The 24,519-nt window shown below is 70.2% G+C and carries 17 protein-coding genes; 9 read left to right on the forward strand and 8 right to left on the reverse strand.

The features are described from left to right. On the forward strand, positions 1 to 891 hold the full coding sequence (locus tag VAB18032_RS16545) for a hypothetical protein (protein WP_013734016.1): 891 nt from the start codon (positions 1 to 3) through the stop codon (positions 889 to 891). A gap of 192 nt (positions 892 to 1,083) precedes the next feature. Beyond that, positions 1,084 to 5,028 (forward strand): tetratricopeptide repeat protein, encoded by a 3,945-nt coding sequence (locus VAB18032_RS16550; RefSeq protein ID WP_013734017.1) that lies wholly within the window; start codon positions 1,084 to 1,086, stop codon positions 5,026 to 5,028. Positions 5,029 to 5,151: 123 nt separating this feature from the next. On the opposite strand, the gene VAB18032_RS16555 is transcribed toward VAB18032_RS16550, so the two are convergent. Beyond that, complete coding sequence (locus VAB18032_RS16555) at positions 5,152 to 6,435, reverse strand: IS701 family transposase (protein WP_415877999.1); 1,284 nt, start codon at positions 6,433 to 6,435, stop codon at positions 5,152 to 5,154. 287 nt (positions 6,436 to 6,722) lie between these two features. Between VAB18032_RS16555 and VAB18032_RS16560 the strand changes: the two genes are divergently transcribed. Beyond that, positions 6,723 to 7,898: an IS701 family transposase gene (locus tag VAB18032_RS16560; protein ID WP_081476280.1), complete on the forward strand. Its 1,176-nt coding sequence runs from the start codon at positions 6,723 to 6,725 to the stop codon at positions 7,896 to 7,898. Positions 7,899 to 8,022: 124 nt separating this feature from the next. Here the strand turns inward: VAB18032_RS16560 and VAB18032_RS16565 are convergent, their stop codons facing one another. Both VAB18032_RS16565 and VAB18032_RS32605 read right to left on the reverse strand, forming a co-directional pair. Then, positions 8,023 to 8,463: a GNAT family N-acetyltransferase gene (locus VAB18032_RS16565; protein WP_013734019.1), complete on the reverse strand. Its 441-nt coding sequence runs from the start codon at positions 8,461 to 8,463 to the stop codon at positions 8,023 to 8,025. Next, entirely contained in the window at positions 8,460 to 9,929 is a 1,470-nt protein-coding gene (locus tag VAB18032_RS32605) for a helix-turn-helix domain-containing protein (RefSeq protein ID WP_013734020.1), read from the reverse strand. Before VAB18032_RS32605 ends, VAB18032_RS16565 begins: the two co-directional genes overlap by 4 nt. A 301-nt stretch (positions 9,930 to 10,230) precedes the next feature. Between VAB18032_RS32605 and VAB18032_RS16575 the strand changes: the two genes are divergently transcribed. From VAB18032_RS16575 to VAB18032_RS16595, 5 genes are all read left to right on the forward strand, one after another. After that, positions 10,231 to 11,292, forward strand: a complete 1,062-nt coding sequence (locus VAB18032_RS16575) for an FAD-binding oxidoreductase (protein WP_013734021.1) — start codon at positions 10,231 to 10,233, stop codon at positions 11,290 to 11,292. Between the two features lie 150 nt (positions 11,293 to 11,442). Further along, complete coding sequence (locus VAB18032_RS16580; RefSeq protein WP_013734022.1) at positions 11,443 to 12,327, forward strand: hypothetical protein; 885 nt, start codon at positions 11,443 to 11,445, stop codon at positions 12,325 to 12,327. Positions 12,328 to 12,388: 61 nt separating this feature from the next. Further along, complete coding sequence (locus VAB18032_RS16585; RefSeq protein ID WP_013734023.1) at positions 12,389 to 12,826, forward strand: ABA4-like family protein; 438 nt, start codon at positions 12,389 to 12,391, stop codon at positions 12,824 to 12,826. 10 nt (positions 12,827 to 12,836) lie between these two features. Continuing rightward, positions 12,837 to 14,021, forward strand: coding sequence for a sensor histidine kinase (locus VAB18032_RS16590; protein WP_043724588.1), 1,185 nt, complete (start codon positions 12,837 to 12,839; stop codon positions 14,019 to 14,021). Further along, positions 14,018 to 14,644: a response regulator transcription factor gene (locus tag VAB18032_RS16595; RefSeq protein WP_013734025.1), complete on the forward strand. Its 627-nt coding sequence runs from the start codon at positions 14,018 to 14,020 to the stop codon at positions 14,642 to 14,644. The genes VAB18032_RS16590 and VAB18032_RS16595 overlap by 4 nt, the downstream gene beginning before the upstream one ends. An 18-nt stretch (positions 14,645 to 14,662) precedes the next feature. On the opposite strand, the gene VAB18032_RS16600 is transcribed toward VAB18032_RS16595, so the two are convergent. Together VAB18032_RS16600 and VAB18032_RS16605 are read right to left on the reverse strand one after the other, a co-directional pair. Continuing rightward, the gene (locus VAB18032_RS16600; protein ID WP_013734026.1) at positions 14,663 to 15,160 is read right to left on the reverse strand and encodes a hypothetical protein; all 498 of its coding nucleotides are present in this window, start codon (positions 15,158 to 15,160) and stop codon (positions 14,663 to 14,665) included. Continuing rightward, positions 15,150 to 16,952, reverse strand: coding sequence for a RyR domain-containing protein (locus VAB18032_RS16605; protein ID WP_013734027.1), 1,803 nt, complete (start codon positions 16,950 to 16,952; stop codon positions 15,150 to 15,152). Before VAB18032_RS16605 ends, VAB18032_RS16600 begins: the two co-directional genes overlap by 11 nt. Before the next feature lie 314 nt (positions 16,953 to 17,266). Between VAB18032_RS16605 and VAB18032_RS16610 the strand changes: the two genes are divergently transcribed. Beyond that, positions 17,267 to 19,438, forward strand: a complete 2,172-nt coding sequence (locus VAB18032_RS16610; protein WP_013734028.1) for an ATP-binding protein — start codon at positions 17,267 to 17,269, stop codon at positions 19,436 to 19,438. 51 nt (positions 19,439 to 19,489) lie between these two features. On the opposite strand, the gene VAB18032_RS16615 is transcribed toward VAB18032_RS16610, so the two are convergent. The 3 genes from VAB18032_RS16615 to fxsA are packed head-to-tail and all read right to left on the reverse strand — an operon-like array spanning position 19,490 to position 24,514. Then, positions 19,490 to 20,479, reverse strand: a complete 990-nt coding sequence (locus VAB18032_RS16615) for a hypothetical protein (protein ID WP_013734029.1) — start codon at positions 20,477 to 20,479, stop codon at positions 19,490 to 19,492. An 11-nt stretch (positions 20,480 to 20,490) separates the two neighbouring features. After that, complete coding sequence (gene fxsT, locus VAB18032_RS16620) at positions 20,491 to 24,345, reverse strand: FxSxx-COOH system tetratricopeptide repeat protein (RefSeq protein WP_013734030.1); 3,855 nt, start codon at positions 24,343 to 24,345, stop codon at positions 20,491 to 20,493. Beyond that, positions 24,332 to 24,514: an FxSxx-COOH cyclophane-containing RiPP peptide gene (fxsA, locus tag VAB18032_RS16625; RefSeq protein ID WP_126710996.1), complete on the reverse strand. Its 183-nt coding sequence runs from the start codon at positions 24,512 to 24,514 to the stop codon at positions 24,332 to 24,334. Before fxsA ends, fxsT begins: the two co-directional genes overlap by 14 nt. Between the last annotated feature and the right edge of the window lie 5 nt (positions 24,515 to 24,519).

The following is a 24,519-nucleotide window of genomic DNA, read 5'->3' on the forward strand; positions in this document are numbered from 1 at the left end:
ATGAGTAATGATCAGCAGCCCGACGGCGGGATCATCTGGAATGTTCGTGCCCTGGTCGGGGACCTGGCCGATGAGCTGCCACCGGAGTCCTCCACCGGCAGGCCGCAGGAGTCACCCGCCGGCCGGCCGCAGTCGGGCCGTCCGGTCGGCGGCCCGGCTGCGTCGGATGCGACAGGGCCGACCCCTCAGCCGTCGTTGCGGGGCGAGTGGGTCAGTTCCGACCAGGTGGTCCCGCAGCCGAGCGGAATCTCGATGGGCAAGGCGGTCGTGGCGGCCGGTGTCACCCTGCTGGTGATGGTCGTGGCGCTCGTCGTCGCGGTCGGATCGACCGACGACGACACCTCGACCGGCACCTCCTATCCCGATTTCCCGGCCGGGGGGCCGCACTACCTTCCCCCCGAGGAGGCGGGGCTGCCGACCCCGGACCCGCCGGTCGTACCGACCAGCGAGTCCGCTGAGCCGACCTTCGACGATCCGGAGGACCTGGCCCTGGCCCAGCTGCACCAGTTCCGCCAGCAGGACCTGCCGACGGTCTCCCTGGCGGGTCAGTACGTCGCCCAGATGGCCTCCAAGACGGTGGGCATCGTCGACCGCAACCAGATCGCGGCCAACGGCTCACACACCTTCTACGCGGAGGACATCCTGGCCGAGCATCTTGACCTGCGGAACAGGTTCGACGGCGAGACCCAGGTGGTCCTGTTGCTGAGCACCGACTACGGGCGGCAGCAACTGTACGAGGGTGAGCCCCTCTGGATCACCCTCGCGCTCCCACCGGGCAGCTCGAAGGAGGCCGTCGCCCGCTGGTGCGCCAACCAGTTCCCCCAACTCACCGGAACCGACCTGGACAACCAGTGCGTGCCTCGCCGCCTGAACCCTGTCGGCTCCTCCTGACCCGCACTGCCATCGGCCAGGGCGGTGATCGACTCCGTTACGCCGGAATGGCGGCTTCCCGCCGCCGTCTACCCCGCCGTTTCGGCGATACGGCGACTCGCTCGCCGAGTTCAGAAGTGGCCATCGACGGCTTGTCGTGTCTCGGATTCACGGCAGTCGGCAGGGTAGGAAAAGCGGTAGGGGGAGGCTCGCATGGCCACCGGTCTGGTTCTTGACGACACCGGCTTCGAGGTGCTGGTCGACGGGGAGCGGGTCGGGCCTCGACGGACCTTGAGCGCCGAGGATGCGACCCTGCTGGACACGTTGGCGGCGCGTTACGTGCGCGCGGTGCAGGCGAACAACGACGATGAGGTGTTCATCGCCCTGGGTCGTGAGTTGTTCGACTGGTTGGACGGTGAGCACCGCCAACTGACCGGCCTGTTGAAGCAGGCACCGGCACCGCTGATCTTCGAGGTCCAGGGGCCGCGTACCCCCTCGGAGCGGGGTTGGGCGGTGCTGCGGGCGCCGTACGAACTGCTGGCCCGGCCAAGCGGCGGGTTCCTGATGCAGGAATGGACCCAGTTCTCGGTGGTCCGCCGACTCGGGTCGCCGGGGCCCACGCCGCTGCTCGACGGTTTCCGGTTGGGGTTGGCGTTCATGGCGGCGGCCCCGCGCGGGCAGCATGAACTCGACTTCGAGGCCGAGGAGGCGGCCATCCTGCGTACGGTCGGGGACACCCGGCTGGACCTGATGGTCGAGGACACCGGCGACCCGGAGCAGTTGGCGCATCGGCTGGCCGACCTGGGCGGATTCCCGGTGTTGCACCTGTCCTGCCACGGGGTGAACAACTGGTCGGCGCAGCCGGGCCGCCGTGGCGTGCCGGCGCTGATCCTCGAAAACGAGGTGGGCGACGCACGCCCGACCACCGCCGCCGACCTGGTCAGGTTGCTGACCACGATGCCCCGGCTGATGTTCGTCTCGGCCTGCCTGACCGCCACCGCGGCCGACGCGACCGGCCACCTGCCGCCCGGCAGCGGCAGACGCACCGGTCAGGGACGCTCCGAGGGTGGCACGCCCCTGGTGGCGCACTCGTTGGCGACCGCGCTGGTCACCGCAGGTGTGCCGGCGGTGCTGGGGTGGGATGGTTCGGTCAACGACCGGGCCGCCATCATCTTCGCCGAGAAGCTCTACGGCCAGCTGGCAAAGCGGGCCGATCTAGCGGAGGCGGTCGGCGAGGCACGCCGGGCCTTGTTCGAGTCGACAGACATGACGGTACGCGCGGACTGGCACCTGGCACGGCTGTGGCTGGGGCCGACCGGTGGCGGGCCCCTGGTGGCAGGCACCCGACGGCGGTCACTTGTCGGGGCCGTACGCGGAATCACGACCTTCCTCGCGGGCAAGGAACAGGTGCCGGTCGCCTCGGCGGACATGTTCGTGGGCCGACGGCCCGAGTTGCAGCAGGCGCTGCGGGCGCTGCGCTCCGGCGAGCGGGCCGGAGTACTGCTGCACGGCCAGGGGCGGTTGGGCAAATCCAGCCTGGCCGCCCGGATCGTGGACCGTTTCCCGGAGCGGGCGGTCGCGGTCGTCTTCGGTGACTACAGCGCGATGGCGATCCTGGATGAGATCGCCAAGGCGGTACGCGCCTACCCGACCGCTCGGGACCTGATCGAATGCCGTCGGCCGGAGGTGCGCGATCGACCCGAAGCCCTTGAAGATGTCCTGATCGATCTACTGACCGGCCCGTGCGCCCAGGAAGGCGACGGGCAGCGTCCACTGCTGCTGGTCATCGACGATCTGGAGCAGATTCTCGACCCTGACCCCACGGGCCTGCACCGGGTAAAGACCGGGTCCGCGCCGGTGCTGGCGGCCGTGCTGCGCGCGTTCGACCCGTTGGAGACCGACAGCCGACTGCTGTTGACCAGCCGTTACCTGTTCACCCTCGGCGGGTTGGAGTCGCGACTGGAGACGGTGCAGTTGCGTCCGCTGTCCAGCGTGGCGCGCTACAAGCTGCTTCAGCGCCAGCAGGGGCTCATCCCCACCGAGCGGCAGGCCGAGCGGGCGAAGTTGGCGCAGCGGGCACTCGACGCGAGCGGCGGCAACCCGGGCCTACAGGATCTCATCGGGCGGCGGTTGGTCTACAGCGAGCAGGTGTCCCTGGAACGGGCTGAAACGGCCGTGGCCGGGCTGGAGGCGTACCTGAAACAGGGTGACCTGCCCTCGGACGCCGACCTTCGCGCCTTCCTGGAGAACCTCGACCTGGACGACCTGCTAGTCCTGACCGGGCCAGCGCACGTCGCCCTGCTGCGGGCGGTAACCCTGTTCGACCTGCCGGTGCCCGCATCGGCGATCGAGGTGCTGGCCAACCATGCCGGTGGATCAGTGGACCGGCTACGTGCACTCGGGCTCCTGGACGCCTTCCCGGATGTCTACGATCCGCAACGTCCGGCCGTGGCCGTCAACCCGCTGGTCGCCGGACGGCTCGCTCCGCTGACGCCTCAGGAGCAGACCACGCTGGCCGCACTGGCAGTCGAGCCGCTGTTCAACGCCTGGGGCGGCACCGAGCGTCAGTCCCGGAGGGGCCCGGCGGTAGACCTGCAACTGACTCGGCTGGCTATAGCTGCGGACAACCCGGTGGTCGTCGCCGTCTGCGCTGCGCTGGCCGTCTGGGCCCTACGCTCCGGCCTCGCGGTGAACGCCTATCGGCTCGGGCAGGAAGCGATCACCCTGCTCGACCGGCACCACACGCCGGTGCCGAGCTTCCTGCTGCGACAGGTTGCCGACGCCGCCCAGACCAGCGGTGACGGTGACGCGGCGGAAGCCCTGTTCGACCGCGCCCTACAACACGTGCAGAACGCGGACGAGCAGGACCCCGACCCGCTCGACCAGGCGCGGATCATGGCAGAACTGGCGGACTTCGTAAGCGTCCGAGGCGAGCCGGAGCAGGCAGAGAGACTGTTGCGACAGGCGCATCACCTGTTCCTGGTGGCTGGATCGGAGCAAGAGGCTGCGGCCGCAATGGGCAGCATCGCCGACATCCATCACCGACGCGGCGACTACGACGAAGCACTCCGCATCCGCCACAACATCGAACTACCCGTCTACGAACGCCTCGGCGACACCCGATCCACCGCCACCACCTGGAGCAAAATCGCCGACATCCACTACCAACGCGGCGACTACGACGAAACACTCCGCATCCACCACGACATCGCACTACCCGTCTACGAACGCCTCGGCGACACCCGATCCACCGCCACCACCTGGGGAAGAATCGCCGACATCCACTACCAACGCGGCGACTACGACGAAACACTCCGCATCCACCACGACATCGCACTACCCGTCTACGAACGCCTCGGCGATAGCCGATTCACCGCCGCCACCTGGAGCAAAATCGCCGACATCCACTACCAACGCGGCGACTACGACGAAACACTCCGCATCCACCACGACATCGCACTACCCGTCTACGAACGCCTCGGCGACACCCGATCCACCGCCACCACCTGGGGAAGAATCGCCGACATCCACTACCAACGCGGCGACTACGACGAAGCACTCCGCATCCGCCGCGAGAGACAGCTACCCGTCTACGAACGCCTCGGCGACACCCGATCCACCGCCATCACCTGGGGCCAAATCGCCGACATCCACTTCGATCGCGGCGACTACGACGAAGCACTCCGCATCCGCCGCGAGAGACAGCTACCCGTCTACGAACGCCTCGGCGACACCCGAGAAACCGCTATCACCTGGGGAAGAATCGCCGACATCCTCCACCAACGCGGCGACTACGATGGTGCCGCTGAGCTACAGTGCAAGCGCTTGGAGGTACACGAGAGTCACGGGGATCTCGACGCAGTCGCAAATGCAACGTGGGGACTGGCCCAGATCGACCTAATGCGCTACGACTATGAGTCGGCCTTTCCGCGACTGGTCACATCGTTCAATCTTCTCATCCGCCTGCAACGTCCCGACGGCATGGCAGTGGTGGGTCACACCCTCGGCCAACTGCTAGTCGGCGCGGGCCTGAGCGATAAGGCTCGTCCTGTGCTGGAACTTAGCCTGGCCGCCGCTCGTAAAATCGGCATAACTGAACTCGTTCAGGCAATCAATGAGCTACTGGCCAACCTTCCCGAGCAAGGTGAAACGACGTAGGAGTAGCCGGCTGTCGGTGCTCCCGCACTAGGACGTCGAAGAGGGGGGCGTTTTCCCAGGCGGGGCGTAGGCGGGTGACCCGTTGCCAGCCCCAGGACCGGTAGGCCGCCTAGTACTCCAACGTCACTTCGCCTGTCTGCGCTGGTAGTGGGATCGGCGGGCTCGGGCTTGGGATGTTCGTCGCCAGACCGACCAGTGCAGGATGTGCTCTGGTGGGAGCGTCACGGCGAGGACGAAGGCGTTGAAGAGGTGGCGGATCTCGGCGACGGTCAGCGGAATGATCTCTGGGTCGGTGTCGGGCTGCCGCGCGGCGAGAATGGTCAGGACGGCGAGGGCGAGCATGGCCAAGGTGATGTGGCGGTGCCAGCCGGTCCAGCCTCGGACCTGGTAGTGGTCCAGGCCGACTTGGCCTTTGCCGGTCTGGAACAGCTCCTCAATGCTCCAGCGGGAACCAGCGACGGTGACGAGGGTGTGTAGCGGCGCCGGGCGGGGTGACCAGCACAGATAGAAGGCCAGCTCACCGGTACTGCGGTTGCGGCGGATCAGCAGACATCGATGCTCACCGGGGCTGGTGGCGGTGGTGATCCAGGCCCACAGGTACTCGCGTGGTCCTTTCGCCCCGGGTCCGCAGCTGTGCTGCTGCCACTCGCGGCTGGGGATCCGGGCGGCGAGGTCGTCGACGCGGATGAGGGTGCGGCCGTCGTTGACGTCCACGCGTCGGTCGCAGCCGACGGCCAGGACGTAGCCGATCCCGCGGTGTTCGAGGTCAGCGCGCAGTCCGGGGTCGGCGCCGTAGACCTCGTCGCCGGTAACCCACCCGAACGGGACTCCGGCGTCCAGGGCGGCGGCGATCATCTGCCGGGCCAGCGCAGGCTTCGTGGCGAACCCGACCTGGTCGGGGACGCCGGCGGCGGTGAGGCGGTCGGGCTGCTGACACCAGGTCGTCTCGGGTAGGTAGAGCCGACGGTCGATCATCGCCCGCCCGTGCGGGGCGATGTAGGCCAGGAACACCCCGACCTGGCTGTTCTCGATCCGACCGGCGGTGCCGGTGTACTGCCGCTGCACCCCGACCGAGGACAGGCCCTTCTTCAGGAAGCCGGTCTCGTCGCAGGCCAGCACCGCGTCGGGGTGCCCGAGCTGTTCGATCAGCCAAGCCCGAACGTCGTCGCGGACGGAGTCGGCGTCCCACACCGCCGTGCGCAGCAGCCGCTGCATCGCCTGCGGATCGTCGTGACCCGCCCGCTCCGCCAGGGACCAGCACGTCTTGCGTTCCACGCCCGACAGCAGTCCTTCCACGAACTGCCCGGCAGTTCGACGGGGCTCAGCCCGCACGAACCGGTCAGCGACACGCGTTACCGCCTCGTCCAGGATCACCCGCCATCCGGCAGGGTCTACGCTGTGGCACACGGCCACCGCACGATCTTCGATTGTCCTCACAAACCATCGATGATCAACGCGGTGGCCGTCTTCATACCCGCGCCACGCCCAACGCCGAACCCAAGTGACGTTGGAGTACTAGTACTCCAGCCGCACTTGTCTGGCCTTGAGTCTTGGCAGCTCGTCGGCTTGATCGACGCCTGGTTGCACCGGGCCGTGTAGCTGCGCACGTCGATGCTATTCGTGTGGTGGGTCAGGGGATCGCACTGTCTGTCTGTTGTGGTCACTTGTGAGGCAGGCAGGCTCTCGCGTTTGTGTTGATCGATGAAATTGTGGGCTGGCGGGCGGGGTTGGATGATCTGCTGGCGCGGTTCGCACACCGTTTCGGGCGGGCGGAGCCGCGTCGGCAGGCGCTGACTTACCTGGTCGGGTTGTTGTCGCCCTTGGCGACCAAGAACGGCTGGACCTTGGCCGAGGCCGCCGGCGACGCGACGCCGGATCGGATGCAGCGGCTGCTCAACAGGTCTGCGTGGGACCCGGACGCGGTCCGCGATGACCTGTTCGCCTACGTGAGCGAGCATCTCGGTGACGACGATGGGGTGCTGATCGTCGATGAGACCGGCTTTCTGAAGAAGGGGATCAAGTCGGCGGGGGTGCAGCGTCAGTACTCGGGCACGGCCGGGCGGACGGAGAACTGCCAGCTCGGGGTGTTCCTGGCCTACGCCAGCCCGCACGGGCGCACGCTGATTGACCGCGAGTTGTATCTGCCCCGCAGTTGGTGCGACGACGCCGCCCGTCGCGCCGAAGCCGGCATCGCTGCGAACATCGAGTTCGCCACGAAACCCGCGCTGGGCCTGCGGATGGTCGAACGCGCCATCACCGCCGGCCTGCCGGCAAGGTGGGTCACCGCGGACGAGGCATATGGGCAGGACTCCAAGTTCCGGACGTGGCTGCAGCAGCAGCGCATCGGCTACGTCCTCGCCGTGCCCTGCAACCAGCGGGTCCCCACCAAAGTCGGCAACTCCCGACCCGACGTCCTCGCGGCCAACGCGCCGGCCCTGGCCTGGAAGCGGCGCAGTTGCGGCAACGGCGCCAAAGGGCCACGACTCTACGACTGGGCCGTGGCATCCCTGCCCGGCACCACCGACGGACACGGCCACTGGCTGCTGATCCGCCGCAGCATCACCGACCCCACCGACCTGGCCTACTACCTGTGCTTCGGCCCCGCCGACACCCCCGACGAAGACCTGATCCGCATCGCCGGCACCCGGTGGGCGGTCGAGGAGTGCTTCCAGACCGCCAAGACCGAGGTCGGCCTGGACCACTACCAAGTTCGCCGCTACGACGCCTGGTACCGCCACATAACCCTCGTTCTGTGCGCCCACGCCTACCTCGCCGTCACCGCCACCCACGCCAAAAAGGGGGCACCGAATCCGATGACGGCCTCATCCCTCTCACCCTCGGCGAGGTCCGCCGTCTCCTGGCACACGTGATCACCACCACCCGACCCTTCGACCACATCCATCGATGGTCACGATGGCGCCGCCGACACCAATACCGCGCCAGAACAGCCCACTACCAGCGAAGACACCAACTTCATCAGGTGCGGCTGGAGTACTAGGCGGGGGCGTTGTCGTGCCGGGCGAGCAGGGTCATTCGGGACTCGGGGCGCGCGTCGACCAGTTCGTCATGCAGCGCCCGCGCGATCCCCTGACGCTGCCAGGCGGGGCGCACCAGCAGCTCGCTGAGGGCGAAGGTGCGCCGTCCGTCCTCCTCGGTGAAGCCCGCCGGATACGGTTCCTCGATGCCGCTCCACCATCGGGTTCCGGCCGGTAGCGGAAAACCGTAGGCGTAACCGGCCAGGCGACCATCGATCCTGGCGGTGACCAACTCCCATCCGGCGACCTTCATGTGCCCGGCCAACTGTTGGCGGTATCGGGACTCGTTGTAGAACTCTCCATCCCCGGAGTGGGCGTCGAGATAGACCTCAACCAGATCATCGAGGATGTCATTGACCTCGTCGGCCCGATGCCGGTCGAGGATCAGGTTGTCTTTCATGGCCCGAACTCCGCCCGGTAGGCATCGATGAAATCGCGCACCGCAGTGGTCTTCTCTCGGCTCAGGTGGGCTCCGACCTGAGCGAGGTTGCGGGTGGTCCGTCCTGAGTTCAGTTGTTTCACCTCGGGCAGCACCCGCAACGCCGTCCGGGCGGCCTGGTTGACATCGCCGAGTCGATATTCGGCTTCGGCGAGCCGCACGGTGGACAGCACCCGGTTGCGCTGGTGTTCGGTGCGGGTGGTGCTGCTGACCGCGAGGGACTTGACGGCGCGAGCGGGGCGGTCGAGGGCGAGGAAGGCCAGTCCCTGTATGCCGGTCAGTTCGTGGGAGGTGACGAATTGCAGAAAGGGCGGGTCATCCTCCTGGGGGCCACGGTCGAACTCGCGGAAGCCGCTGGCCATTTCGCGGTTGAAGCCGCTGGCGTCTCCAAGGTTGGCGTATGCGTGGGCCATCCGCAGTCGCAGGAGTGTCCTGAGGCGAGGGGTCGACCAGCCTTGGGAGGCGCGGAGTGCGGCTTCGGCGCAGTGCACGGATTCGGTGGGTTGGTCCTCCCGGGTGAGCAGGGAGAGGCAGGCGAGCGCCCGTACCTCCTCACGCGGGTTGTCGGAGATCCGGGCCCGGGTGATGGCATCGTTGAGGTAGGGACGCGCTTGGGGTCGGCGTTCGGCGTCGATCGCCAGCCAGGCTGCCTGGTTTGCGAGGTCGGCCAGTGCCGTCTGGAGGGTCGCTTCCAGGTGACGGCTGACGCGCGCTTTGCTGGCCCAGGCTGACAGGCGGGTGTGAACGGTCATCGCCGCATCGCACAACTCGTCCGCACCGACAGCGGCGTCAGCCTGCCGAAAACGCTCCACCAGCGACCCGGCGATGCGTACGTGTTCCATGCCGAGGTTTTCGGCCCGATCATCGGCGGCGAGCAGGGCGTCGATGAGGTTGCTTCCACCAAGGCCAGCGAGCGCTGCCAAGGCGTTGAATCGGCGGCGGTTCGTGGTGCCACCTCCTTCGACAGGAGCCGTCTCCAGACTAGTCGGCGAGTCGGCGTGAGCGCCCCGCTCAGACGTGTCGGTGGACATCTCGGCGAGCGGAAGGCGGGGCAGCCGGAACCAGAGCAGTCGCTCGGGGATGCGCAGCAGGGTGGCCCAGTGGGTGAGGCGGTCCAGGTGGATCGGTGGGGGACCGTTCTCGATCCGGCTGAGTTGGGCCTGGGTGATGCCGAGCCAGCCGGCCACCACGGACTGGGTGAGCGGGAGCCGACCGTGGTAGGGGTGGTGCCGGTAGGCCCGGATGAGGTGCCCGAGGTGGCGTCGGGCCAGTGCGGCGCGTACCGGCTGGTGGTCCCAGAACGGTGGCGGCACGGCCGGGGGTGCGGTGAGCCGGTCGCGTTCGGCGGCCTGGCAGGGGGCACAGCGTCCGCTGTGGTTGTCGCGAGCCAGGCGTCCCCCGCAGCGGGGGCAGTTGGCAGGTGTCACCGGCAACCTCGCCGCTCGTGGGCGACTGGGTCGAGCCCGTCCATTCAAGCCGTTTCCGGCGATGCCGGTATGCACGCCACGCATATCGACCCGGCCACATTCGGCCACCGGCTGCATACGGTGCGCGAATTCCGCTGACCATCATTCCGGCATATCGGGGTGGAGCGGCCGGGTCCAGGGTGGAGACACGGCCCGGGACGGGTGCCGGCTCCGGTGGTGGATCGGCCTTCCCCCGTACGATCTGTCACCGCTCCCGCCCGCCTCGGTGCCGTCTCAGTCGACCATCGCACCGGAGGCTCCCATGCGCGACCACCCTGCTGCGGAGGTCGGCGGCATCGCCGAGGCGGTCTTCGGTCGCGCTGCCGCCCGGTTCTGGGACACCGTGCAGGAGGGCTGCCCGGGGCTGCTGCCGGAGGGGGATGCGCCGCTGATCCTCGCCGGGCTGTTGCGGCTGGTGGGGGGCGGTGACGACCGGCCGGGACGGTTGGCCCTGCTGACGGTTCTGGGCCGGGTGTACCGGGAGCACCGGCTGCGCCCCGATCATGCGGCCCTGGTCGGTGCGGCGCTGACTGTCGCCGTACCGTCGATGCCACCGGAGGCCGCGACCTGGCGGCGGGCCTGGCGGTTGGTCGAGCGCGCTGCGGCCCGGGTGGGTGACGGGCCGGCGTCCTGGCCGGTCGAGGTCCTCGGCCGGGACCGGGCCGGGGACACCATCACCATCCTGACCGTACGCCCCTGGCGGCGCCTGCCGTTCCGGCCCGGTGACGCGATGCCGGTGAACGTGCCGCAGCATCCGGGGCGGTGGCGCTGGTACTGCCCGGCCAATGCCCCGCGCGCCGACGGCACCATGGAGCTGCATGTCCGTGCCGTGCCCGGCGGCGACGTCTCACACCGGCTGGCCCATCAGGTACGCCCCGGCGACCTGCTGCGGCTCGGTCCACCGACCCCCACCGGCCTGGCCCTGCCCGACTCCCCGACTCCCCTGCTGCTGGTGGCCGGTGGCACCGGGCTGGCACCGCTGCGCGCCCTGGTCGAGCAGATCGCCGAGGCCGCAGCTCAACCGGCGATCACCCTGGTCGTCGGGGCCCGGACCTTCGTCGACCTGTACGACGCGATCGCCCTGGACAAGCTGGCCCAGGCCCACCCCTGGCTGCGGATCGTGCCCGCCCTCTCCCACGATCCACGCGCCGAGCCCGGCGAGCAGGGTGACGCCCTCACGGTCGCGCTGGATCAGCTCCGCCCCGACCAGCGGGTGTACGTCTGTGGGCCACCCGCGATGCTCGCCGGTTCCCTGCTGCGGCTGCTCGCCGCCGGGGTGCCCGCCGACCGGATTCACCTGCCCGAGCAGATCCCGTGGCGCTGACCGCCTCTCCTACCTGGGTAGGAGGTGGCGGCCAGACCTGTGGTCGCGGTTGGGGCCTGTGGTCGGGCGCGCTGCGGCAGCACGCCGAACAGCATCGGAGACATGACTGCTACCTATTCGCGCCAGGGGACGTCCTGGCATCGTCCGCTTATGGTTTTCGTCTGGGCGATGGCGGGTCTCGCCGTCGTCTCCGCCGTTGGCGTCGTCGTCGACGGGCGGGTGTTGACCGGTGTGCCGATCTGGCTCAAGCCGTTGAAGTTCGCGGTGTCCTTCGTGTTGTACGGGGTGACCCTGGCCTGGCTGCTCTCCCTGCTGCGCCGACGCAGCCGGGTCGCGGAGTGGACGGCCACCCTCATCGTGGCGCTGGGAGTGGTGGAGATGGCCATCATCGTCGGACAGGTGCTGCGCGGTACGACCAGCCACTACAACGTGAGCAGCCCGTTGAACGCGATGCTGTGGATGCTGATGGGTGTGGCGATCATGATGCTGGCCGTGGCACACCTCGTCCTCGCGGTGGCGGTGCTGCGGCAACCGATCGCCGACCGGGCCGGCCGGTACGCGATCGGGTTGGGGTTGGGGTTGGCGCTGCTCGGCATGCTGGTGGCGATCCCGATGGTGATGGCCGGTGACGGGTCGGCCGCCGAGGGGATCGCCGGGGCGCACAGCGTGGGGGTGGTCGACGGCGGTCCCGGCCTGCCCCTGGTCGGTTGGAGCAGCACCGGCGGGGACCTGCGGATCGGCCATTTCGTGGGGTTGCACGCGATGCAGGTGCTGCCGATCGTGGCGGTGCTGCTCGGCCGGTTCGGCGGTGGCCGTCTCGACGGGCGTACCCGGGCGCGGCTGCTGGTCGTGGCGGGTGGCGCGTACGGCGGGTTGACGCTGCTGTTGACCTGGCAGGCGTTGCGAGGGCAGCCGCTGCTGCGGCCGGACGCGCTGACCCTGGGCGTCGCGGCGGCACTCCTCGTCGCAACCGTGGCTGCCGCCGGCCTGCTGATGGCCCGTGGTCGCAAACCCGAAGTGGCGTTGGCGGCGTGAGCGGGCGCAGCATCAGGTGCGGCGGGCGCCGGGAAGGCGTCTGGGAGGAAGGGGCGCAGACATGACCGAGGTGCTGTTCACGCTGACGTTCGCGGTGGCCGCGCCGTTCTGGGCGTTGATGATCCTGGCACCGAAGTGGTCGGTGACCGCCCGGGTCATCGCCTCGCCGTGGATCGTGCTTCCCGGCCTGGTGATCTACGCGGTGCTGGTGCTGCCCGCGCTCGGCGAAGTGCTGCCGGCGGTGGCATCGCCGTCCCTGGATGGGGTACGCGAGCTGCTAGGTGAGGCGGACGGCGCGGCGGCGGGCTGGGCGCACATGATCGTGTTCGATCTGTTCGTCGGTCGGTGGGCGTGGCTGGACAGTCGGGAGCGTCGGGTGCCGTCGCTGGTGATGGCGCCGGTGCTGCTGTTGACGATCCTGCTCGGGCCGCTCGGCCTGGCCGCGTACCTGATCATCCGGGGCAGGTGGACGCCACGCCCGGCCGGCGCGGAGGGCTAGGGTGACCCGCGTGGGGTGGGTGGGACGGCTGTTCGACGCGCGGGACAGCTTCGCGCGGATGGTCCTGCTCGATCTCGCGGGCCTCGGCTACCTGATCTTCGGTCCGCTGGGTGGCGACCGACCGGGGGTCACCCAGTGGGTCCTCGCGGTGATCGCGTTCTCCCTCGGCCTGGTGTTGCACCGCCGGCCCCTGGTCAACCTGGTGGTGCAGACCGCGCTGCTGGCCGTGGCGATCCCCCTGCTCGACGACATCACGATCAACCAGGTCGGGGCCAGTTGGGCGCTGCTCGAACTGACCATGCGGGCCGAGGCGACCCGAACGATCTGGCTGACCGCCGCCGGGTTGGCGGCGGTCGCGCTGACCGACTCGATCGGCGAACCACTGCCCCGGTTCCTCGCCGGTGTGGTCGGGCTGCTGCTGGAGGTCGGCGTTCCGCTGCTGCTCGGCCTGGTGGTGCGCACGACCCGCGAGTTGACCACGCAGGCGCAGCAGCGGGCGGCGGAGGAGCAGCGCCGCCGGGAGTCGGAGGCCCGGGCCGCCCGCGCTGACGAACGCAGCGCCATCGCCCGCGAACTGCACGACGTGGTCGCGCATCACGTGGCGTCGATGGTGCTGCGGGTCGGCGTGGCCCGGCACGTCATCACCGACCTGGATCCGCGGGTGGACGCGGTCTTCGGTGACGTGCACGCCACCGGCACCGCGGCCCTGGCGGACCTGCGCCGGCTGGTCGCGGTGCTGCGCGACCCCGATGCGGTACGCGGCGACGCGGCGCTGACCGCGATCGAGCCGTCGGCGCTGCCGGCGGCCCTGGGCGCGGCGGTGGACCGGGCCCGCCAGGCGGGGATCACCGTGGAGGCCGACATCGACCCGGCGATCGGCGCGATCGACGCGGTGCGGGGCCTGGCGGTGCTGCGCCTGACCCAGGAGGCGCTGACCAACGTGGCCCGGCACGCCGGCCCGTCGGCCGTGGCCCGGCTGACCGTACGGATGCGTGACGGGGCCGTCCACTGGGAGGTGGTGGACGACGGGCGTGGCCCGGTGCCGGCACCGGTGCCGGCCGGCGGCGGCCACGGCATCCCGGGGATGCGGGAGCGGGTCGAGGTGCTCGGCGGCCGGTTGGCGGCCGGACCGGTCGAGGGTACGGGCTGGCGGGTGCAGACCGTCCTGCCCGCCGTGACGGAAGGGGTGTCATGATCCGGGTCCTGCTCGTCGACGATCAGCATCTCATCCGCGCCGGCCTGCGGATGCTCTGCGAGTCCGCACCGGACATCGAGGTGGTCGGCGAGGCCGACAACGGCCGCGAGGCGATCTCCCTGGCCACCCGGCTGCGCCCCGACGTGGTGGTGATGGATCTGCGGATGCCGGGGGTGGACGGGATCACCGCGACCAGCCGCATCCTCGCCGACCGGCCCGCCACCCGGGTGCTGGTGTTGACCACGTTCGGCGACGACGACCACCTCTATCCGGCGTTGACCGCCGGCGCCTGCGGCTTCCTGCTCAAGGACGCACCCCCCACCGACCTGCTCGACGGCATCCGTCGGGCCGCGGCCGGGGACAGTCCGTTCAGCCAGGAGGTGCTGCGGCGGCTGGTGCACCGGGCGGTGCACGCCCGCACCGGGTCGCCGGAGCCGGTCGGTGGGCTCTCCGCCCGCGAACAGGAGGTGCTGAGGTTGGTCGCCGAAGGGCTGTCCAACGCGGAGATCGCCGAGCGGCTCCACATCGGCGTCACCACCGTCAAGACGCACATCACCAGCCTGATGACCAAGACCGGCAGCCCGAACCGGGTACGCCTGGCGCTGCTCGCCCACGGCGTGTGAGCAGCGGCGTGCCGGCCGTCAGGCGCGGCGGGCCTGCGCGGGCCACAGGACGGTGGTGGGGATGCCGCGCTGCCGGGCCGCGTCGACCGTCCGGTCCGTGGCGGCCGCGTGGCAGCCCGGTGAGCCGTCCCAGACCGCGACCAGACACTGCACCCGACTCAACAACTCCTGGTTGGCGGCCAGGTAGGCGGCGGTGCCGGAGTGCTGGTGCCCGGTGTGGATGACCGTGCTGGCCCGCGCCAGCAACTCGTCGAACTCGGCCCGGCGGGCGGCGGTGATCGTGTCCCGGTAGTCGGCGGCGGGCAGGATCACCTCGTACGTGCCGCCGGTGGCCAGGACCACCCGCGCGAAGATCTGGTCGGTGCCGTCGGCCAGGCAGGTGACGCCGTGCACCGGGCGGTCGCTGAGCCGGTGCAGTTCGGCCCGTAGCGCGTCGGCGATCGGCCGGACGCTGCCGGGAGTCAGGTGGATGTGGCCCGCGACGCCGACGCGCAGCGGGCCGTGCTCACCGACCATCGGCTGCTCCCGGTCGTGGGGCGGGCACCGGGGTGGTCAGCCGGATCAGCTCGAATCCACTGTCGGACAGCACATCCGGCAGGGCCCGGATCTCCTCGCGGTTCTGTTCCTGCACGGCGGGGCTCAACTCGTCCCACGGTCGAAGTTCGGGATGCCGTTGGCGCAGATCGTCACGGGGCTCACCGTACGTCCAGCCTTCCGTGCGCCGTTCCTGGCACCACCGTTCGTGTTCGAGACGCGCCAACTGCTCGACGCGTTCGGCGATGGCCTGCCCGGCGGCCGAGGCGTCGCCGGTGTGTCCGTGCCGGGGCGCGACGACGCAGCCGAGGTTGAGCAGCTTGGCGGCGATGTCCTGGACGTGGCTGCGGTTGGCGCGGCGCAGCGACTCGGGCAGCCGGGACCAGTGCACCATCGCGGGGGCGTCGCCGAGGCGTACGCCGGCTTGCTGCCGGGCGTGCAGGTAGCGTTCGTGGATCTGCTGGGCCAGCCGTTCGGTGAGGTCCTCGGCGATGAGTTCGGCCTCGCAGGCGTGGGTCAGCACCGGGTAGAGGCACAGTTTGCCGTGCACCTCGTCGAGCAGGTCGTGACGGGAGTCGCCGTGGAAGGCGGCGGCCAGCGCGGCCTGCCGGTAGACCGGCACGAAGACGGTGCTGCGGGTGCCCTGCCAGAGCGCGGGAGTGTCGAGTGCGAACTGCAGGCCGCTGTCCTCGTCCGGCAGGCAGATGTAGATGCGGTCGTAGCCACCGGCGGTGAACTGGGCCAGCCCGGTCAGCTCCTCGACCTGCCGGTCGTACGTCGACACCTGGCAGACGGTGCGTAGGAACGGGTAGCGGGCGGCCACGAGCGCGAACTCGGCGCGGGCGTCCGGGGCCACCAGGTCCACCCGCAGCGGCGCGGCGGCCAGGTTCGAGCGGGTGCGCTGGGCCCGCCAGTGCCGGGCCGTCTCCACCAGCAGGGCGCGACGGAAGCTGCCGTTGCCGGCGATGAGGACCGTGGCGGTGCGGTCCCGGGTCGGACGCAGCGGATGGTGGCGGTGCAGCGCGCGGGCGGCGATGTCGTCGACGTGGAAGTAGTCCAGTCGCAGCCGGCTGGAGCCGGCGGCACCGAGCCGCCGGGCCTGCAACGACAGGCACATCTCCGGATCGTGGACCTGGACGTAGACCCGGGGCGGGTTGCGCCGGTCCTGGATCAGCCGGCTGGCGGCGTTGGCGATCGCGTGGTTGAGGTCGTCGTCGTGGGTGCAGGCGTAGATGGTGTGGGCCCGGGGCAGACCGGCGCCGCGCAGCACCTCGACGCTTGTGGGGTCGCCGATCACCCCGAGGTAGCGGCGTCGGCGGTATTCCAGCGGCCCGAACGCTTCGGAGCGCACCACGACCACCCGCTCACCGTCGGCGTAGAGCCGGTCGGCGAGCATGTGGGCGAACTGGGAGTCGCCGCAGACCAGGGCGTGGCCGCTGGCCCGGCGGGCCCGCAGCCGGCGGATCTCGGCGGCCAGCAGCAGTCGGGCCGCCTCGGCGACGGCGAGCAGGGTGAACAGCGGGGCGACGAAGCGGGCGACCTGCAACTGCCACGGGTAGGGGCCGGGGTTTTCGAAGGGCTCGGCGCTGAGGACGAACAGTTGCAGCGTGTAGTAGAGCACGTCGTAGGAATCGTGGATGGCGTCCGGGCGTTCCGTGCGCAGCCGGTCGAACCCGATCCCGCCGAGGACCAGGGCGACCACGCCGATGATTCCGAACACGACCCGCAGCCACCAGGCGGAGGGCCGGCCGAAACCGGAGGACGGGTACGTCATCGGAGGGTGCCCTCCTCAGGAGGGCCGTACGTGCCGGAACCGGTGAGGTGGGGCGGCCACGGTCGGCATCCCGACCAGCGGACTGAGCCCATGGGCCAATGGTATTTGACGCAGTCGATCGCCAGAGCGTTCGGCAGACCCGCCGATCGGCTCTTTTTTGCAGGTGAGCCCCTTCTGAGCTCGTTTGAGGGTCCGCCTGGATGGCTACCGAGGGCTACGATTTGAAGACGTTCCGGTGGCGGTGTACGGGGAAATCCGACCTCCGGCGTGGGACTGCCTGGTGCCCAGAGCAGAGCTACCGGAGGATCAGGGCAATGGACGCAATCGAGGATCCGCCGGCGGTCGACCCGGTCAATCCGTTCTCCCCGACGGCAGTGGCCCGAGTGACCGAGGGCGGCGCGCTGGCCACCACCGTGGTCACGGTGGCCATCCGTGACGCCCTCGCACACCTGGACAACTACCTGACCACCGGCAACGGTGGGACGGTGGCGGTGGTGGGTGACTACGGCACCGGCAAGACACACCTCGCGGCCGAGCTGCTGGCCCACGCCCGGCGCGGCACCACCGGGACGGTGCAGGCCGTGTACCTCGACGCGCCCGCCGACACATTCCTGTCGCTGAGCCGACGGTTCCTGGGTCGACTGTCCCGTGAGGCGGTACGCGCCCTGGTCGACGACTACCGAGCGGAGTCGACCGAGGCGCCGACACCAGCCGGTGAGCGTACCCAGGTGCTCGCCGAGCGGCTGCGGGTCGAACTGGCCGAGGTCAGCGCCGATCCCGCCGTCGGCACGGTGCTGGCGATGCTCGTCGATCCGGCCACCGAGGCGGCAGCCTGGGACTGGCTGATGGGTTATCCACCGGGGCCGGCACTGGTCAATGCCGGCGTCACGGCACGGGCGGACGTGGAGTCCGGCGCGGTGGAGACGATGGGGGTGCTGGCGCTGCTGCTCGCGCGCCGACACGACCGTTTCGTCCTGGTGCTGGACGAACTGGACAAGATCCTGTCCACCGCCGGACGGCCGGGCGACGAGACCTCGGCCCGGTTCTCCCGCCTGATCGGCGTCTTCGCCTCGGCGGGCGCGCTGCTGGTGATCGCCGGGCTGCCCGAGTTGCTGCACCTGCTGACCCCGCAGGTGCGCCAGCGGATCGGGCCGATCGTGCGGATGTCCGCGCTCACCGCGCAGGACGTCCGCGACTTCATCCGGCAGAGCCAGCTGCGGGCCTTCGGCCAGGCCAGACTGACACCCTTCACGGTGGAGACCACCGAATACCTGACCAACCTGACCGACGGGGTGCCGCGTCGACTGATCCGGCTGTGCTACCACCTCTACCAGCGGGCGATGCAGGACGGCACGCAGGTCACCCACCGCATGGTCCGGGAGGCGGTACGGGTCCAGTTCGATCTGGCCAGCCGGCAGGATGTCGCCGCCGACGTACGGCGGGTGCTGACCCAGGAAGGCTGGTCGTACCAACGGGACCACCTGATCGGTTCGCTGCGGGACCTACCGGTCGACTTCTGGGTGCCGCTGGACGAGCAGGGCGCCGGCTGCTGCGTGCTGCTGACCGAGTCGGTGCTCAAGGCCGAGGAGGTCGACGAGCTCAACCGTCGGGTCGTGGCGATCCGGGCGGCCGTGCCGGACAGCGAGGTGATCCTGGTCGTCGTCGGGCATCTGCCGGCGGAGTTCGCCGCCGACCTCACCGAGACGTTCAGTGTGGAGCCGATCGTCCACGATCCGCAGACCTTCGCCGAGGACCTGTCCGGCAGCGTCAAGGCGTCGATGCGTCGGCTGGAGCAGACTCTCGGCGCGGACGCGTTGACCTCGGTACGGCAGCGGGTCGAGCGGATCCAGCGGCAACAGACCAACGCCCAGCGTTCGCTGGAACGGCTGTCGTACCAGCTGGACGAGATCCGGGGCGACCTGCGCCCGGACGCGCGGACGTCGACCCGACGCGACACCGTGTCGTCGACGCACCAGACCGAGACCGGGCTCGCCACTGCCCTGCCGGGCCGGGTGGCCCGGGTCTTCGTCGAGGCGGTGCAGGCGCTGGACCAGCTCACCGGCTTCGAACGCCACCTGCGTGACGCGTTCACCCCGTCCCGACCGGAGCCCGCCCGCCGAACCGGCGAGGCGGCACCGCTGCTGCGCTCGGGCCTGCGTTCGCGGGACGTGCAGCGGGCGCTGGGCACCGCCCTGGTGCTGCGCCGGCTGATCGAGGCGTTCCGCGAAGGCGTCGAGCAGTGGTACGTCAATCACCGTCACGCCCCCCATCCGGCCGACCTGCAACGGCTGGACCGGCTCTGCGAAACCTACGACGGGATTGCCGAATACCTGCCACTGTTCCAACTGGATCTGCTCGACGATCTGGCCCCGCCCGACGGCGGCGCCCAGGCCGAACCGGTCGACCGGTCGCTGAGCTGGTCGGAGGCGCGGTCGATGTTCGACGGGCTCAGCGGCCAGGTTCGCCGACAGGTGATCGACAGCTGACGAGCTGTTCCACCCCGGGTCTGCGGGGGGCCTCGGACAGCGCGTGAGATGTCAGGGGCGGGCGCGGGAGAGTTGCCCGCCCACCTTCCACATGGCCTGGTCGGCGTGGCTGACCCAGTCCTGGTCGAGACACACCCCGAAGAGGTATTCGTCCGGCGCGAGCAGGTAGTAGTAGACGGCGCCGATCTCCAGGTCGAGCACCAACCGCTCCACCTCGCCCGTGATTGCCCGGCGGAGGTCCCGGCTGACCTGCAGCGCCAGCAGGGACAGGTCCCGCGACAGCCGCTGGTAGCCGGTACGCCGGTCGACCACGGTGGCGCCCCGGTTGAAGAACTGTTCGAGATCCGGGTGCACGAGGATGTCGACCGCCGAGACCTGCTCCCCCAGCCGGTGATGACTGAGATAGTGCAGGCCCGCGGGGCGCAGGGCCCGGGTGAGGATCGCCTCGCTGTCGCCGACCTCGGCCAGGTAGGGCGTGATGTCGCCGTCCGAGGACGACGGGTCGTACGTCTCGGTCTGCCAGCCGCCGGGATTCTGTGACGGCTGTCGGACCAGACCGCGCAGGTCGGTGGCGAGTTTCGCAGCCCCCTGGTCGGTCTGACTGGCCGCCGCCGGGTCGACGACGGAGTCGGTGGCCGCGGCGGTGCGCGCGAAACCCACCACGTGTTCCCCGCCGACCGTGGTGTTGCAGAAGACGTAGTCGACCCGGGTCTGCGCGGCCAACCGCACCAGCCCACCATGCTGTAGGTGCCAAACCCGGCGGCTGAGTTCGGCGGCCCGGTAGGCCAACTGGGCGCCCACCCGGCGGTACGCCTCACGGCGCTGGGTCGGGTCGGTGTCGGGTCGACCGGCCGGTGCCGAGTCGTGGGCCAGCAGGTCCAGCGAGAAGTCGAGCACGCCGCCGGTGTAGTGCGCGATGTGGTAGACCGCCGGGTCGTCGAGAAGCAACTGCCGGCACAGGTTCCGCTTCTTCCGGAACCCCGGCACGTCCTGCTCGGCGGAGTCCTCCACCACCGCATCGATCAGCTGCGGGTCGCTCACCTGGTCACTCCTCAGCTTCTCGGCACGTCGATGTCCGTGTCGGTCAACGCCGCCACACCGCCGTCGTCCGTGCCGTCGCGCCGGGCGACGATCGCAGCGAGGTTGGCGGCGGCGTCGCCGGTGCAGGGGTGCCGCCGACCGAGGAAACGCAGACTGGTCAGGTGCGTCTCCTGCTGCAGACGTACGGCGTCGGCCAGGTCACCGCGGGCGGCCAGGTGACCGGCCTGGGCCGTCGCCGCGGTCAGCGTCCACGGGTGGGCGTCGCCGAGCCGGGCCCGCAGGGTGCGCATGCCCCGCTCCCCGTCACGGATGGCGTGGTCGTACTCGCCGGTGCCCCGGTGGCAGATGCCGAGGTTGACCGAGCAGACCGCGGTGAACGGGTGGCCGGTCTCCAGCGTCCGCTCGTAGCCCCGCAGGCAGCGCATGGCATGTTCGACGGCGGCGCCGGCGTCTCCGGCCCGGTAGTAGTCGACGGCCATGCTGAGCAGGCTGGACCGAGTCAGCGGATGATCTTCCCCGAAGCGGTCCCGGTAGCCACGGAAGGTCTCGATGCTGCGCTTCTTCGCGGCGAGGGTCAGCCCCAGACGGCGCTCGGTGACCGCGAGGCTGCGGTTGACCTGCAGTTCGTCAAGTTGGGAGGCCGACCGCAGCTCGTGCACCCGTTCCAGGGTGCCCCGCAGGGTGGTCAGCGACAGCTCGTACTCGCCGACCTCCCGCTCCAGGGTGCCGACCAGGCATGCCGCCCGCCAGGTCGCCGGCTCGTCCGGGCCGAACAGGCTCATCCACCTGTCGAACAGTTGGTGCGCCAGGCGCAGTGCTTCCCGAGCGTCGCCGGTCAGCTGGAAGGAGATGGCGAGGTTGTTGATCGCCATCCGGGTGTTCGGATGGTCGCCGCCGAGCACTTCGTGGTAGCCGGCGAGGGTGGCCTGGTCTTCCACCAGGGCGTCCTCGAATCGGCCGAGGCCACGCAGGTCACCGCCCCTGCCCCGGCCCGCGATGAGGGTCCGGAAGTGCCGCAGCCCGCAGCGGCGGCGCTGCTCGCTGAGCACCTGCTCGTCGAGGCGCAGCGCCTCCTGCGGCCGGCCCAGCACCCGGTGCAGGTTCGCGGTCTGCACGAACAGGCGCATGGTGAGCTGGTCGAAGTCGCCGCCGGCCGCCCACCGGTCACAGGCCTGCTGCGCCAGGCGCACCGCGGACTGCCAGGCGTCGCTGTCGCCGAAGTAGAACAGGTAACGGACCTGTTTGACCACCCAGTGCCGTACCCGGGCGTCGTCGGCGGTCAATGCCCCGGATGGCACGAGATGACGCTGCAGTTCCTCGAAGATCGGCAGGTAGCGGCGGTCGTCGGCCTCCGGGTCGGACGGCGCGTAACCGGCCAGGCCGTGCAGGACCTGACGGTGTCGTTCGCGCCGCTGCGGCTCGGGTATCGACTCGCGGATCAGGAACTGGATGGCCCGGTGCATCCGCAGCGCCGCACCCCGTCCCCAGTCGATGTCGAACAGGGCGAAGCGCGCGCCCACGGCCAGCACCAGGTCGATCTCTCCGGCGGCGAGCAGCAACTCTTCCGGATCGGTCTCGGCTGCCGCGGCGAGTTGTACCAGCATCGGCGTCGAGCGCAGCAGTGGTAGGCCGATGCCTTCCGGGGAGAGGAACGCAGCGATCTCGGCCACCCGGATGGCCAACGCCCCGAACTCGGTGTCCCGCAGGGTGGCCAGGGTGTTGTCCAGCACCCGGGCGACCGTGGAGGTACGCGATCCGGGGATGCGTTCGGTCGGCTCCTCCACGCCCGGTTGGCGCAGGCTGGACAGCAGTTCCTCAACGGATCGGCTGACCGCCACCAGGTTGGGCACGCCCTCGCGTTCCAGTATCCGGGTGCGCTCCCGGATCCAGGCGGTGGCCAGCCGCAGGGCCAACGGCAGGTGGTCGACCGCAGCGGCGATGGACCGGGCGTCGGCAGAGCTGATGCCGAGCATGCGGCGCAGCATGGTGACGCTCTCGTCGCCGCTGAACGCCGCCACTTCCAGCGGGGAAGGCAGGTTCGAGGAGCCGTCGTCGCGGGAGGTGAACAGAATGTGCCCGGTACCGGGGCGGGGCAGCAGGCCGGCCAGCACCTCGGCGTCGTCGGCGTTGTCGTAGATCAACAGCCAGCGGGCGATGGTGCTCCTCGGCTCCGACAGGGCGGCCACGGCCGCCTCCGCCGCACCGACGCTGTCCACCACGTTGATCTCCTGAGCCAGCTCGCCCAGGGCCGTCTGCACCGTCTCCCGGTCCTGCGCCGGTATCCACCAGACCACGTCGTAGTCGTAGGCGAAGCGGTGGGCGAACTCCCGGGCGATCTCGCTCTTGCCGACGCCGGCCCCGCCGCTGAGGGTCACCGGCCCACCACCGTCGGTCAGCTGGTCGCGCAGTCGTTCCAGGTAATCGCTGCGGCCGACGAAGGACCCGTTGCGGGTCGGCAGATTCGAGCGCAGACGACGTTCCGTCTCGGCCGGGTAGCGCGGGGCCGAGCGCAGGTCGCCGGGGGGTTGGGTGGGTGCGATGAGACCCAACTGGCTCAGCAGCAGAGGCTGGGCGCGGGCGGCGTCGACCTCGCGCAGGTCGATGATCCGGCTGGGATCCAGTTGGTTCGGTGGCTGACCCTCGGTCAGTACCCCGAACACCTCGATGTCGGTGCCGGGTGCGGCCGTCAGGCCGGCACCGAGCGCTTTGACCACCCCTGGGGAGAGCAGGGCCAGCACGGTGGCGTCCGCCTCGAACGTCGGCGCGGCGCCACCACGCAGGGCGTGCGGGTGAACATGGACGTCGGCCCGCTGCAGCTGCCCGGCGATCCAGTCGGCGTACGGCCGCTCGGGCGGCTCGTACAGTACGTGGATCTCGTCCGCGCTCTCCGCCCGTTCCAGCAACACACCCCGGCGGTAGCGGCGGCGGATCCGGTCGGGCACCTCGGCCACCCGGGTCACCGCGCCACCGCTGATCCAGGAGGCCATCTGTTCGTACGCCGACAGCAGGCTGCTCTGCTCGCCGGGGCTGTCGGCCAGCACGGCCAGCACGTCGTCGTAGGTGTCGTAGGTCGGCTCGGGCACCTCCACGATCTCGACGGAGGAGTTCGGTGCGTTGGCCGACTCGTCGAGCAGCTTCGCGAACGCCTTGCGGGCCGAGTCGCGGGCCTCGCCGTACCACGGTTGACTGACGTCGCGCAGGGTGGGCGCGGCGAGGATGCGGATGCCGCCGGTGGCCTGCCGTTGCAACTGGTCGGCGAGGTCGGCGGCCTGCTGCAGGGCGGGACGGCGGGGCGGAATCGAGACCACCGCGACGTCGCTGAGCATGGCGGCGTAGCTGACCCCCGGCATGGTGAGATCCACCGGGGTGTCGATCAGGACGTAGTCGTAGCCGGCCTGCCGCAGCAGCAGCCGGGCCCGTACCGGGTCGACCTTGGGCAGGCCGTCGACCTCCAGGCTCACCCCGACCAGGGCGAAACCGAAGCTCGTGCCGGGAATGGCGTACCGGTAGAGGACCCCCTGCTCCGGTGCGGTCGGCCCGCTCAGCGCCGAGGTGCGGTGGGCCGGCGCGTCCGGGTGCGGGCTGGTCAACGCGGCCAGCTCCGCGCCGAGCACCCCGGCGCTGCCGAGGGCGTCGATCCTGAAGGAACGCAGGTAGTCGTAGACCCGGGGGGTCTTGGTGCACCAGTCGACCGCGAGGACCCGCTTGCCGTTCGAGGCCAGGATCCAGGCGATGTTGGCCACCGCGCTGCTGCGCCCGGAGTTGCCGCTGGTGGGCGACACGAAGGACACGATGGTGCAGTGGGCGACCGGCTCCCCCGCGCCCACGGCGGCGGTCGGGCCGCCCTGTTGCTCAGTCGTCGTCATCGATCGCACTGTTCCAGCCTGCGTACTGGTCGCCGGCGGCGGCGCTGCGGCGTTGCAGGCGATGCAGCGCGGCCAGCAGCACCTGAGAGGGCATGCCCTCCAGCGCGGCCAGGTCCACTTCGGTGAGATCGATCAGATCGGAGCGCAACACGTCCTCCCCGGTGTCCAACCCGA

It is taken from the genome of Micromonospora maris AB-18-032 (genome assembly GCF_000204155.1).
GTDB lineage: Bacteria > Actinomycetota > Actinomycetes > Mycobacteriales > Micromonosporaceae > Micromonospora > Micromonospora gifhornensis.

What these genes read in the sequence shown, in the direction of transcription:
- fxsT (WP_013734030.1), bottom strand. Translation starts at nt 24,345, where the DNA reads ATGACGACGACTGAGCAACAGGGCGGCCCGACCGCCGCCGTGGGCGCG.
- VAB18032_RS16575 (WP_013734021.1), top strand. Translation starts at nt 10,231, where the DNA reads ATGCGCGACCACCCTGCTGCGGAGGTCGGCGGCATCGCCGAGGCGGTC.
- VAB18032_RS16595 (WP_013734025.1), top strand. Translation starts at nt 14,018, where the DNA reads ATGATCCGGGTCCTGCTCGTCGACGATCAGCATCTCATCCGCGCCGGC.
- VAB18032_RS16565 (WP_013734019.1), bottom strand. Translation starts at nt 8,463, where the DNA reads ATGAAAGACAACCTGATCCTCGACCGGCATCGGGCCGACGAGGTCAAT.
- VAB18032_RS16550 (WP_013734017.1), top strand. Translation starts at nt 1,084, where the DNA reads ATGGCCACCGGTCTGGTTCTTGACGACACCGGCTTCGAGGTGCTGGTC.
- VAB18032_RS16580 (WP_013734022.1), top strand. Translation starts at nt 11,443, where the DNA reads ATGGTTTTCGTCTGGGCGATGGCGGGTCTCGCCGTCGTCTCCGCCGTT.
- VAB18032_RS16600 (WP_013734026.1), bottom strand. Translation starts at nt 15,160, where the DNA reads ATGGTCGGTGAGCACGGCCCGCTGCGCGTCGGCGTCGCGGGCCACATC.
- VAB18032_RS16585 (WP_013734023.1), top strand. Translation starts at nt 12,389, where the DNA reads ATGACCGAGGTGCTGTTCACGCTGACGTTCGCGGTGGCCGCGCCGTTC.
- VAB18032_RS16610 (WP_013734028.1), top strand. Translation starts at nt 17,267, where the DNA reads ATGGACGCAATCGAGGATCCGCCGGCGGTCGACCCGGTCAATCCGTTC.
- VAB18032_RS16605 (WP_013734027.1), bottom strand. Translation starts at nt 16,952, where the DNA reads ATGACGTACCCGTCCTCCGGTTTCGGCCGGCCCTCCGCCTGGTGGCTG.
- VAB18032_RS16545 (WP_013734016.1), top strand. Translation starts at nt 1, where the DNA reads ATGAGTAATGATCAGCAGCCCGACGGCGGGATCATCTGGAATGTTCGT.